Origin of the sequence: Streptomyces sp. NBC_01515, assembly GCF_045040345.1 — a bacterium.
Classification (GTDB): Bacteria; Actinomycetota; Actinomycetes; order Streptomycetales; family Streptomycetaceae; genus Streptomyces.
Genome location: NZ_CP109416.1, coordinates 6,203,815 through 6,215,489, shown reverse-complemented (window position 1 = coordinate 6,215,489; position 11,675 = coordinate 6,203,815). Strand labels below are relative to the sequence as shown.

Annotated in this window: 9 protein-coding genes and 1 pseudogene; 6 read left to right on the top strand and 4 right to left on the bottom strand. The window is 69.5% G+C overall.

The genetic code is table 11. From position 1 onward, the window contains the following. The first annotated feature begins 333 nt into the window (after positions 1-333). Positions 334-1,905, top strand: coding sequence for an FAD-binding oxidoreductase (locus OG407_RS27935; RefSeq protein ID WP_405862172.1), 1,572 nt, complete (start codon positions 334-336; stop codon positions 1,903-1,905). A 724-nt stretch (positions 1,906-2,629) separates the two neighbouring features. Here OG407_RS27935 and OG407_RS27930 read toward each other — a convergent pair. The 3 genes from OG407_RS27930 to OG407_RS27920 all read right to left on the bottom strand — a co-directional run bounded on the left by OG407_RS27930 (position 2,630) and on the right by OG407_RS27920 (position 5,465). After that, on the bottom strand, positions 2,630-3,337 hold the full coding sequence (locus tag OG407_RS27930; RefSeq protein WP_405862170.1) for a phosphatase PAP2 family protein: 708 nt from the start codon (positions 3,335-3,337) through the stop codon (positions 2,630-2,632). 166 nt (positions 3,338-3,503) lie between these two features. After that, positions 3,504-4,448 carry an NlpC/P60 family protein gene (locus tag OG407_RS27925; protein ID WP_403592274.1) on the bottom strand — a complete coding sequence of 315 codons (945 nt, stop codon included), beginning with the start codon at positions 4,446-4,448 and terminating at the stop codon, positions 3,504-3,506. A gap of 231 nt (positions 4,449-4,679) precedes the next feature. Next, the gene (locus OG407_RS27920) at positions 4,680-5,465 is read right to left on the bottom strand and encodes a trypsin-like serine peptidase (RefSeq protein WP_405862168.1); all 786 of its coding nucleotides are present in this window, start codon (positions 5,463-5,465) and stop codon (positions 4,680-4,682) included. Between the two features lie 189 nt (positions 5,466-5,654). Here OG407_RS27920 and OG407_RS27915 point away from each other — a divergent pair. Further along, a pseudogene (locus OG407_RS27915) lies at positions 5,655-5,891 on the top strand (DUF397 domain-containing protein); the annotation flags it as partial. Between the two features lie 88 nt (positions 5,892-5,979). After that, the gene (locus OG407_RS27910; RefSeq protein ID WP_405862166.1) at positions 5,980-6,372 is read left to right on the top strand and encodes a VOC family protein; all 393 of its coding nucleotides are present in this window, start codon (positions 5,980-5,982) and stop codon (positions 6,370-6,372) included. On the opposite strand, the gene OG407_RS27905 is transcribed toward OG407_RS27910, so the two are convergent. Beyond that, the gene (locus tag OG407_RS27905) at positions 6,369-7,313 is read right to left on the bottom strand and encodes an oxidoreductase (RefSeq protein ID WP_405862164.1); all 945 of its coding nucleotides are present in this window, start codon (positions 7,311-7,313) and stop codon (positions 6,369-6,371) included. The genes OG407_RS27910 and OG407_RS27905 overlap by 4 nt on opposite strands. A 99-nt stretch (positions 7,314-7,412) precedes the next feature. On the opposite strand from OG407_RS27905, the gene OG407_RS27900 reads away from it, so the two are divergent. The 3 genes from OG407_RS27900 to OG407_RS27890 all read left to right on the top strand — a co-directional run bounded on the left by OG407_RS27900 (position 7,413) and on the right by OG407_RS27890 (position 11,504). After that, complete coding sequence (locus OG407_RS27900; protein ID WP_405862162.1) at positions 7,413-8,009, top strand: TetR/AcrR family transcriptional regulator; 597 nt, start codon at positions 7,413-7,415, stop codon at positions 8,007-8,009. 474 nt (positions 8,010-8,483) lie between these two features. Beyond that, positions 8,484-9,848, top strand: coding sequence for a peptidase S8 (locus OG407_RS27895; RefSeq protein WP_405862160.1), 1,365 nt, complete (start codon positions 8,484-8,486; stop codon positions 9,846-9,848). A gap of 342 nt (positions 9,849-10,190) precedes the next feature. Further along, positions 10,191-11,504: a peptidase S8 gene (locus tag OG407_RS27890; RefSeq protein ID WP_405862158.1), complete on the top strand. Its 1,314-nt coding sequence runs from the start codon at positions 10,191-10,193 to the stop codon at positions 11,502-11,504. Positions 11,505-11,675: the final 171 nt, after the last annotated feature.

The window sequence follows — 11,675 nt, the reverse complement described above, 5'->3', positions numbered from 1 at the left end:
CACGCGCTGTGGCGGCCGTACAACCGCCCTATGACCGTCGCGCGACCGCCATACGAGCGCTTTACCCGGGCTCGGTACCTTGGTCGATGTGGCGCAGCAGGACGAACGGCAGGCTCCCCCCGCACATCCCGAACACAGCACGACGACGGTCGAGCAGGGCCCCTTCTGCTTCGCCCGCTGCGTCTGCGGCTGGCGGGGTCCGGCGAGACGGGCGAGAAGCCAGGCCAGGACGGATGCCGCGGGGCATCCGCCTGTTCCGAACCTGTGACATGCGCACGAGAACTTGTGGGGTCCGGCCCGTATCTCACTTGACGGAACCCCACAGGAGGCGAAATGGAACGGCGTTCGTTCATAGGCGGCGGCGTGGCCGCGATAGCGGCGGTCGCGACCACCGCGTGCAACGGCAAGAACACCGGCGGCGGTGACCCGACCGCCACGGCGAGCAACGCCTCCAGCTCGACGGGCACGACCGGCCTGCGCACCACCACCGCAGCCGCCGCGGCCAACTGGGCCGCCCTGGCCCGTGAGCTGGACGGCACCCTGGTCCGCCCCGGTGACGCCTCCTGGAAGACGGCCCACCAGCTCTACAACACCCGCTTCGACTCCCTGAAGCCGGCCGCGGTGGCGTACGTCGCGAACCCCGACGACATCCGCTCGGTCCTCTCCTACGCCCGCGCCCACAACATCCGCGTCGCGATCCGCAACGGCGGCCACTCCTACGCCGGCTACTCCTCCGGCGACGGCCGCCTCATCGTCGACGTGTCGAAGCTGAACAAGATCCGGGCGAGCGGTTCCTCCGCGGTCGTCGGCGCCGGCGCCAAGCTGATCGACGTGTACCGGGGCCTCGCCGCGAAGGGCGTGACCATCCCCGCCGGTTCCTGCCCCACGGTCGGCGTCTCCGGCCTCACCCTGGGCGGCGGCCACGGCGTGGTCTCCCGGGCGTACGGCCTGACCTGCGACAGCCTCACGCAGGCCACGCTGATCACGGCGGACGGCAAGCAGCTGGTCGCCAACTCCACTGAGAACAAAGACCTGTTCTGGGCGCTGCGCGGCGCGGGCAACGGCAACTTCGGCGTGGTGACGGAGCTGCAGTTCAAGACCCACCCCGCGCCCCAGGCCGTATCGGGCTACCTGACCTGGCCGTCGTCGATGGCGGCGGCCGTGGTCAAGGCCTGGCAGGAGTGGGGCCCGGACCAGCCCGACGAGATCTGGTCGTCCTGCCACCTCACGAACACACCGGGCGGCACCCCGCGCGTCTCCGTCGCGGCCTTCTCCCTCGGCACCTACAACGAACTCCAGAACGCGGTCGACAAGCTGGCCCACCTGGTCGGCGGCAACGCGTCGAGCGTCTCGCTGAAGCGGCACACGTACGAGGAGTCGATGGAGGCGTACGCGGGCTGCACGTCCTTCTCGACGGACGCCCAGTGCCACCTCCCCGGCTCGACCCCGGGCCGCTCCCCGCAGGGCGCGCTGGCGCGGGAGACCTACGTGGGCCGCTCCGACTTCTTCGACCGCTCGATCTCGGCCACGGGCATCCAGACGATGCTCAACCAGATGAAGGCGGTCCGCGGCAACTCCGGCGACATCGCCCTGACGGCCCTCGGCGGCGCGGTCAACCGCGTCTCCCCCACGGCGACGGCCTTCGTCCACCGCCGCTCCCGCATCCTGGCCCAGTACATAGTCTCCTGGCCCTCCGGCACGGCCGGCACATCGGCCCAGTCCTGGCTGACGTCCTTCCACAACGCCATGAAGCCCTACGCCTCCGGCGCGGCCTACCAGAACTACACCGACCCCACCCTCACCAACTGGCGCAAGGCGTACTACGGCGACGCGTCAACCCGCCTGGCCACCCTGAAGAAGCAGTACGACCCGAGTCACTTCTTCACGTATCCCCAGGGGCTCTAGTCAGCGCCGGTTGCGCAATGCCCTAAGGGGCGCGGGGCTATATCCATCTGCGGCTCCGCCGCACGGGCGCGACAAGCCACCCACACCCCGTCACCCCGCCCCACCCCAACCCCCAGGGGCGCGGGACTGTATCGATTTGCGGCTCCGCCGCGCAGGCGCGACCAGCCAGGCCGAAGGCAGTCACCCACGGTCCAGCAACACCCCCAGGGGCGCGGGACTGTATCCAACTGCGGCTCCGCCGCACGGGCGCGACAAGCCACCCACACCCCGTCACCCCGCCCCACCCCAACCCCCAGGGGCGCGGGACTGTATCGATTTGCGGCTCCGCCGCGCAGGCGCGACCAGCCAGGCCGAAGGCAGTCACCCACGGTCCAGCAACACCCCCAGGGGCGCGGGACTGTATCCAACTGCGGCTCCGCCGCGCAGGCGCGACCAGCCACCCGCACCCCGTCACCCCGCCCCACCCCAACCCCCAGGGGCGCGGGACTGTATCGATTTGCGGCTCCGCCGCACGGGCGCGACCAGCCAGGCCGAAGGCAGTCACCCACGGTCCGGCAACACCCCCAGGGGCGCGGGGCTGTATCCATCTGCGGCTCCGCCGCGCAGGCGCGACAAGCCACCCACACCCCGTCACCCCGCCCCACCCCAACCCCCAGGGGCGCGGGGAACTGCGCGACCAGCCACAACGCACGCGCAGACAAAGCACCGACCTCCAGGCGGAGCCTTACGCAGCGAGGTCCCGCTCCTCCGTACCGGACGACTCACTACGCGCCCCCGGAATCAAGGCATCCCGCCCCACTCCCCGCGCACCGGCCGACCGAACAACCCACCCACCCCACGCCGACCCCTCAACCGCCTTGAGCACCGGCGTGAGCAGAGCCATGGCAACCGGCGACAGAAGCAGAGCGACAGCCGTACCCAGCGCGAACCCACCGATCACGTCGGTCGGATAGTGCACGCCCATGTAGACCCGGCAGAACCCTTCGAGCAGCGCCAGCCCGATCCCGACCACCCCGAACCGCCGGTCCGCGACGAACAGCGCGACCCCCATCGCCATGGTGATGGTCGCGTGATCGCTCACGAACGAGTAGTCGGTCTTGCCGGAGATCAGCACATCGAGCCCGGTGTGGTCGAGGAACGGCCGGGGCCGCTCCACGAACCCGCGTATGGGCACGTTCACGAGGACGGCAAGCGACGCGGCGAGCGGCGCCCACACAAGCCCGGCCACGGAGCCCGCGGCGTCCTCGCCCCCACGCCGCCGCACGGACCACCAGCACCCCACCACGAGCAGCACCATCGCGACGAGCAACCCGTACTCCCCGACGAACTCCATGCCCCGGTCGAACCAGTGCGGTGCGTCCTTGGCGAGCCCATTGATGTCGTAGAGCAGATCGACGTCGGGATTCGACCCGGATTCGGCGAGTACAGCCATGGTGCTGCGGCTCCTTCGTCGTAGTTCCGGGCGCACCTCTCGTGCGCATTACTGAACAGGAACGCACGGTCCCGCTTAATACGTTCCACCCTCCACCGAATGATCACTCAGACGTTATCGAAGAGAGACTCATCGCCGCAGCTCAGGGGGTGGGTTCACGCTCGGTTCACACCGTCGTGGGGAGCGCTTTCGCGCCATCTTCGGTGACCCGGGTGGCGCCGAAGTAATCGGGGGTGTCAATGGGGTCGAACCGGATCACAGCACCCGTCCGGGGCGCGTCGATCATGTACCCGCCGCCGACATAAATCCCCACATGCCGGATGGCCCGGGAATTGGTGAGGTCGTCCGAGAAGAACACCAGATCTCCCGGAAGCAATTCGGCCCGCTGCGGATGCGGTCCCGCGTTGTACTGGTCGTTCGCGACGCGCGGCAGCGTGATCCCCGCCTGGGCGAACGCGGCCTTGGTCAGCCCCGAGCAGTCGAAGCGCCCGTCCTGGTCGGCGGTACCGTTCCCGCCCCACAGATACGGCGTGCCGAGCTTGGTCTGGGCGTAGGTGATGGCGGTCGCGGCCTGCTCGGAGGGATCGACCCGGCTGACGGGCGCGGCGAAACTCTGCGAGAGCGTCGTGATCGTCTTCACGTAGTTCTTGGTCTCGGAGTACGGCGGCACGCCCCCGTACTTGATGACCGCGTACGCCCCCGCGTTGTACGAGGCGAGCATGTTCGCGGTCTGGTTCCCCGGCACGTCCTTCACGTACGAGGCGAGCTCGCAGTCGTACGTCGCGGCCGACGGAATCGCGTCATTCGGATCCCATACGTCGCGTACGCCGTCGCCGTTGCCGTCAATCCCGTGCGTGGCCCAGGTCCCGGGGATGAACTGCGCTATCCCCTCGGCCTTCGCCGGACTCTTCGCGTTCGGGTTGAACCCGCTCTCCTGGTACAGCTGGGCGGCGAGCAGCGCGGGGTTGAGGGCGGGGCAGAGGTTGCCCCACTTCTGCACGAGCGCCGAGTACGCCGTCGGCACCGCGCCCTTGGCGAGCGCGACGCTCCCGCCGCCGGCCCCGTTCGCGAGGTTCCCGGCGACGAGGTAGACCCCGACGACGAGCAGCATCACAAAGCTGAGCCCGAGCCCAGCCGCGACCCCACCGGCCACCCATACTTTTCGCACGGCTCAACCCTCCCCCATGTCAGCCCTGTTCAAGGCCATTTCGGGGCAGGGTGGCGGCATTTCGCCGTGCTTCCACCACATCTGACGCGTATTCAACGAGTCGCGTCCACCACACACGGTGCCTTACAGCACCTCATTACGGGCGAGTCGTACGACCGGGGGCCAACCGTCCTACTACGGGTCGGTCGTCGCGTCCTTGTACAACTCGGCCGCCTCTTTGCCGAACACGACGCTGTACGAGATGTCCGGTGTCAGCCCGCCCTGCTCGTGCCCGCCGATGACACCCACGACCTGCTGGTCCCCGTTCACCCAGGGACTGCCGCTGGTGCCGCCGGTGAAGCCGGGGCAGTCGATGCGCTGCTGGGTGCCGCTGTGCTGGGTGGGCTTGTTGGTGCAGCTGATGGGCTGGTCGGTCGCGGAGGGATACCCGGTGATCGTCACCGCCGTGGCCCCGGTCGCCGTCCCGGTCGTGAACCGGTCGGCGCCCACCACGTCCTCGATGTTCTTACCGCCCACCTCGACGAGCGTGGCGAAGCCGATGTCGCTGTCCTCGGCCTGCCCCTTGGACCACCCGTCCGGCAGGAACCGCTTCTCGACCTTCCACACCCCGTACGGCGCCTTGCCGTCCCGGTAACCGGGCACGAACACGTCACCGGGGTCGCCGTCCAGGCAGTGGGCCGCGCTGACGATGAGGTTGTGCCCCGCGCTGTGCACCACGGACGCGGTGCAGTGGTGCCCGCCGGCGAGGCTGGTGGCGTGGGCCGCCCCGAACAGGGCGCCGATCCGCACGCTCTGTTTGCTCACCTCGGTCACGGTGGTCACACCGAAGGGCCCGGGGCCGTCGTCGGCGGTCGCCACAGAGGCGGAGGTCAGTGCCAGCGTCACCACGGCGACGAACAGCGCGTACCTACGGTTGCCCGCGAGGCGAGCGGAACGGGAGATGCGTGAGCTGCGCTTCATCGGGCCCCACTCTGTCCCACAAAGGTGAGAAAGGACGTCGACGTTTACTGAAATTTCGCTGTGAACACCGCGTTCGCGCTCAGGTCGACGTTTGGTCCGGCGGTCTGTCCACCGTACTGTCCGTCCGCCCCTCCCGCCTCTCCTGCGCGATACTCGTCGTCTCCCCGGCACTCGACGAAGGAAACCCCCGTGTCTGACATCCCCCCCGACCTCACCTGGGAACGGGCCGCCCCGCCGGACGCCACGGGCCCCGGTCCCTGGATCGAGCTCGCCTTCGGCCCGGGCGACGACGGCGAGGCCCCGGTCTACATCCGCGAGACCAGCGACCCGGAGAACGTCGTCACCACCAACCGCCGCAAGTGGGACGCCTTCGTACTCGGCGTACAGGCAGGCGAGTTCGACCACTTCGTGGAAGGCGTGGAGGGGATGGAGGGCGCGGAGGGCGTGGTGGGCGCGGAGAACACGACGGCCCCAACACCCCCGGAAACCACGGGAATCGGGCCGGATTCGCCGCATGCGCCAGATGCATAGAAGCCGCGTCTACGCCCTCCTGATCGACACCCCCGGTCCGGAGGCCGCCGCAGCCGCGGCCTTCTGGTCGGCGGCACTCGGCACCCCGGCGGAACCGGTCCCCGGAGAGGAGCAGTTCACAACGCTCCACGAGGCAATCCCCGGCCTGGTCACGGCGATTCAGTCCGTCGACGACCTCAACCCGCGCTTCCACATCGACATCGAGACCGACGACGTAGAGGCGGAGACCACCCGCCTGCTCACCCTCGGCGCGACCGAGACCGCCCGCTGGCTGGAGTGCCGGGTCCTGCGCGCCCCCGGCGGCCACCTGCTCTGCGTCCTGCCGGTGCACAGCGACCCCGAGGTCTTCAACACCCGTGCCCGCACCTGGAGTTAGCGCGCGGCACTCACCAGCGGGAACACCACTCCGGTAAGCCCCTCCGACGCCTCCCACAACCGCTCCGCCGCCTCCACGTCACTCGCCGCCGTGCTGCGCCCCACCAGCGTCGGAGCCCCGCGCATCTCCATCGGCCCGCTCGGGCCGGCGAAACTCGCGCCCGGAAGATCCTGGGTCGCCACGAAGAGCGTCGGCAGGGCGCCGCCCTTGTCGTCCTGGGCGAGGACCTTGTTGCCGACGGCCATGAGGACGCGTGAGACCGGGTTCGCCGTATGGCTCTGGAGGTTGGTCGCCGCCCAGCCCGGGTGGGCCGCGAGGGAGCGGACGCGTGAGCCCGACTCCGTGAGCCTGCGCTGGAGTTCGAGCGTGAACAGTAGGTTGGCGAGTTTGGACTGGGAGTACGCGCGCTGCGGGCTGTAGATGCCGTCCAGGTTCAGGTTCTCGAAGTGGATGATGCCGTCGCCCATCCGGTGCGCGCCGGAGGAGACGGTCACCACCCGGTCGGTGATGTGCGGCAGCAGCAGGTTCGTGAGGGCGAAGTGGCCCAGGTGGTTCGTGCCGAACTGCATCTCGAAGCCGTCGCGCGTCCGCTGCTCGGGGAGCATCATCACGCCGGCGTTGTTGATGAGCAGGTCGAGCGGCCGGTCCCAGCCCTCGGCGAACTCCCGCACGGACGCCAGATCCGCGAGATCCAGCCGCCGCACCTCGGTACTGCCACTCACCTTGGCCGCCGCGGCCCGCCCCCGCTCCAGGTCCCGTACGGCGAACACGACATGCGCGCCCGCACGGGCCAGCTCGGCGGCGGCCGCGAACCCGATCCCGCTGTTGGCCCCGGTGACGACGGCGGTACGCCCGGAGAGACCAGGAATCCGCCCGACACCCCACTTGACCTTGCTCTTGCCCTTGCCACTGCTGCCGATGGTGCTGTCCGTGTTGTCCATGCCTCCCAATGTAGGCAACGCCAACAATGCTGTCAATGACAACAATGGTGACGGTGACAACAATGTCGGCATCGACAACATCGGGATACGATGGTTCGCATGCCCGTACGCCCCTATCACCACGGAGACCTGCGCTCCGCCCTGCTCGCGAGCGCGGAGCGCACCCTGCTGGAGAAGGGGGTGGCCGCACTGTCCCTGCGCGAACTGGCCCGGGACGTCGGCGTCAGCCACGCGGCCCCCGGCCGCCACTTCAAGGACAAGCAGGCCCTGGTCGACGCCCTCGCCCTCACCGGCTTCGAGCGCATGGCCAAGGAACTGACCGCCGCGGACAGCCCCGACCTCCCCCTCGAAACCCGCCTCACCGAACTGGCCAGGACCTACGTCCACTTCGCGGTCTCGAACGCCGAGCTGCTGGAGGTCATGTACTCCCGCAAGCACGACGCGGACATCTCCGAGCAGCTCCGGGCGGCGGTGGACGGCACGACAACCCAGTTCGTACAGATCGTCATCGACGCCCAGGAGCGCGGCGAGATGATCCCCGGCCCCGCCTGGACCATCGCCCTGGTCATCGGCGCCGCCCTCCACGGCACGGCATCCTTCGCAGCCCAGGGCACCCTCACCCCAGAGGCCGCGGTAGCCGACATCCCCGCCCTGATCCACCACTTGCTGAACGGTTTGACACCCCGCGAGAACTAGCGGCGAACGGCGACCACTTGGCGCCGGTTCACAGCACCTCCCTCAGCGGCGCGGGGCTGCATCGATATGCGGCTCCGCCGCGAGGGCGCGCCCAACCCCCCACACCCCTTCACCCCGCGAACCCTGATGCCCTTAGGGGCGCGGGGAACTGCGCGACAAGCCCCCACGCACCCGCACCCCGCAAACAACCGAACCACCCACCCCGAACCCGGCAGGCAACCCCAGTCAACGCGCGTCCCGCTGTGAAGTTCCCGTGGAGAGAGTCAAGCCCGAGCCATCCCCACCCCATCCCGCCGCCACTGATCAGCAATCCCCCAACCCCCTTGAGTAACGCGGAAGTCAGAACTCCGGAACCCACCTTGTTGTCACGTACTCAACAAGAGATGGTCATCGCGGGCCGCCGCCCCCACCGGGAACCTCACCGGTGGACCCCCACCCGCAGGCCTCTGCCCACCTCTCTCTGGAGGCTGTACGTTGCGTACGTCACCCCCCAATTCCCCCCACATACGCGGCAACTGGCGCAGACTCGGCACCGCCGCCGCCGCCGCGACCACCGCGCTCCTGCTCGCCGGACTCGGCACCGCGGCCCACGCGAGCGCCGCCACCACCCCCCACAAGGCGACCGCCAAGACGATCGCCGCACAGGTCGCCAAGGCCCACGTGCAGTACGCGAAGATCGGCTGCGCCGCGACCCCGAAGAAGGGCTTCGCCGCCTGTAACGCCCTCCGGGTCACCGGCGGCACCACCGCCTTCATGGAGAAGCAGGCCGCCCTGAAGGGCGTCACGCCCAAGACCATCTCCCCGAAGGCCGCCTCGGACGACCCCACCGGCTACGGCCCCTCGGACATCCAGTCCGCCTACGGCCTGGCCGACGCGGCCGCCGACAACGGCTCCGGCGAGACCGTCGCCATCGTCGACGCCTACGACGACCCGAACGCCGCCGCCGACCTCGCCACCTACCGCTCGTACTACGGCCTCTCGGCCTGCACGACGGCCAACGGCTGCTTCAAGAAGGTCAGTCAGACCGGCTCGACGACCTCCCTCCCCACCGCCGACAGCGGCTGGGCCGGCGAGGAGTCCCTCGACCTCGACATGGTCAGCGCGACCTGCCCGAACTGCAACATCCTCCTGGTCGAGGCCAAGTCGGCGAGCGACGCCAACCTCGGCACCGCGGTGAACGAGGCCGTCAAGCTGGGCGCCAAGTTCGTCTCGAACTCCTACGGCGGCTCGGAGTCCTCCTCCGACACGTCGTACGACACCTCGTACTACAAGCACGCGGGCGTCGCCATCACCGCCAGCGCGGGCGACGAGGCCTACGGCGCCGAGTACCCGGCCGGCTCCCGCTACGTCACCGCCGTCGGCGGCACCAAGCTCTCCACGTCCTCCACCTCCCGCGGCTGGACCGAGAGCGTCTGGAAGACCAGCAGCACCGAAGGCACCGGCTCCGGCTGCTCCGCGTACGACGCGAAGCCCACCTGGCAGACCGACACCGGCTGCACCAAGCGCATGATCTCCGACGTCTCCGCCGTCGCCGACCCCGCCACCGGCGTCTCGGTCTACGACACCTACGGCGACGACGGCACCGGCTGGGGCACCTACGGCGGCACCAGCGCCTCCTCCCCGATCATCGCGAGTGTCTACGCCCTCGCCGGCACCCCCGGCAGCAGCGACTACCCGGCGTCGTACCCCTACGCCGCCGCCGGCACCTCCGCCCTGAACGACGTGACGAGCGGCAACAACGGCTCCTGCTCGACGAGTTACTTCTGCACCGCGAAGTCGGGCTACGACGGCCCGACCGGCTGGGGCACCCCGGAGGGCGTCTCCGCCTTCACCGGCTGACGCACTGGGCACAGAACCTCCCCGTCGGGTCACGGGGAGCCGCCGGCAGAGGGGGACGTGGGGTCCCCTCGGCGGAGCGAATGGCAACGGGCCGCGGCAACCAGCCGCGGCCCGTTCGCCGTGCCGTGGGCCCCGACAGACCTCAACTCCCATGAGAAACCTGTGGGTTTGGTAAAGGGCCAGACCCTGTTCGGTAAGCCGGAAGTCAGGATTCCAGCAGCCCCTTGTTGTCGCGTACTCAACAAGAGATGGTCATCGCGGGCCGCCCCCCACCGCCGGAGAAACCGTGCCGGCGACACGCACCCGCACCGCCCCTGTTCCACCGACTCAGGAGGCTGCACCTTGCGTACCACGACCCCCGACTCCCCCCACACGCACGGTAGATGGCGCCGCATAGGGTCCGTCGCCGTAGCCACCGCCGCACTGGTCTTCACCGGCCTCGGCACCGCCGTACAGGCCGACGCGGCACAGAGCGCCACCACCTCCACCGCGGTGACCTACGCCGCGACCCCCTGTGCGACCCCCAAGCACACGGGTGACCTCACCTGCAAGTCCTACCGCGTCACCGGCGGCCTCACCGCCTTCCAGAAGATGCAGGCCGCGAAGACCGGCATCACCCCCAAGGCGGCCGACGCGTCGACCCCCTCGGGCTACAGCCCGACCAACCTCCGGTCCGCCTACGGCCTGACCTCCGCCGCCGCCTCCAACGGCTCCGGCGAGACCATCGCGATCGTCGACGCGTACAACGACCCGAACGCCGAGGCCGACCTCGCCACCTACCGCTCGTACTACGGCCTTTCGGCCTGCACGACGGCCAACGGCTGCTTCAAGAAGGTCAGTCAGACCGGCTCGACGACCTCCCTCCCCACCAGTGACGCCGGCTGGTCCGAGGAGATCTCCCTCGACCTCGACATGGCGAGCGCGATCTGCCCGCTGTGCAACATCACCCTCGTCGAGGCCACCAGCGCCAGCTACGCCAACCTCGGCACCGCCGAGAACGAGGCCGTGACCCTGGGCGCGAAGTTCGTCTCGAACTCCTACGGCGGCTCCGAGTCCTCCTCCCAGACGTCGTACGACACCTCGTACTACAAGCACGCGGGCGTGGCCATCACCGTCTCCTCCGGTGACAGCGCCTACGGCGCCGAGTACCCGGCAACGTCCCAGTACGTGACGGCGGTCGGCGGCACCAAGCTCTCCACCTCCTCCACCACCCGCGGCTGGACCGAGGCCGTCTGGCGCACCTCCAGCACCGAGGGCACCGGCTCCGGCTGCTCCTCCTACGACGCCAAGCCCACCTGGCAGACCGACACCGGCTGCACCAAGCGCATGGAGTCCGACGTCTCCGCGGTCGCCGACCCCGCCACCGGCGTCTCGGTCTACGACTCCTACGGCGTCACCGCCGGCTGGTACACCTTCGGCGGCACCAGCGTCTCCGCGCCGATCATCGCCGGCGTCTACGCGCTGGCCGGCACCCCGGCCAGCGGCACCTACCCGGCCCAGTACCCCTACGACTACGCGGGCACCTCGTCCCTCAACGACGTCACCAGCGGCTACAACGGCTCCTGCTCGACGGCGTACTTCTGCACCGCCGAGACCGGCTACGACGGCCCGACCGGCTGGGGCACCCCGGAGGGCATCTCGGCCTTCGCCAACTGACGGTGACCTGCCCCCCACCCTGAGCTGATCCTCCGTCACATGACGTGCCACAGTGGGTCGTGGGGGCCACACCTGGCACGAGAGAACGGGCCGCGGCATCCAGCCGCGGCCCGTTCATCATGAGAACATCAACGCGAACCAAAGCGAGTAATCAGGGGCTAACGACCGAAC

What these genes read in the sequence shown, in the direction of transcription:
- OG407_RS27910 (WP_405862166.1), top strand. Translation starts at nt 5,980, where the DNA reads ATGCGCCAGATGCATAGAAGCCGCGTCTACGCCCTCCTGATCGACACC.
- OG407_RS27930 (WP_405862170.1), bottom strand. Translation starts at nt 3,337, where the DNA reads ATGGCTGTACTCGCCGAATCCGGGTCGAATCCCGACGTCGATCTGCTC.
- OG407_RS27925 (WP_403592274.1), bottom strand. Translation starts at nt 4,448, where the DNA reads ATGCTGCTCGTCGTCGGGGTCTACCTCGTCGCCGGGAACCTCGCGAAC.
- OG407_RS27920 (WP_405862168.1), bottom strand. Translation starts at nt 5,465, where the DNA reads ATGAAGCGCAGCTCACGCATCTCCCGTTCCGCTCGCCTCGCGGGCAAC.
- OG407_RS27900 (WP_405862162.1), top strand. Translation starts at nt 7,413, where the DNA reads ATGCCCGTACGCCCCTATCACCACGGAGACCTGCGCTCCGCCCTGCTC.
- OG407_RS27935 (WP_405862172.1), top strand. Translation starts at nt 334, where the DNA reads ATGGAACGGCGTTCGTTCATAGGCGGCGGCGTGGCCGCGATAGCGGCG.
- OG407_RS27905 (WP_405862164.1), bottom strand. Translation starts at nt 7,313, where the DNA reads ATGGACAACACGGACAGCACCATCGGCAGCAGTGGCAAGGGCAAGAGC.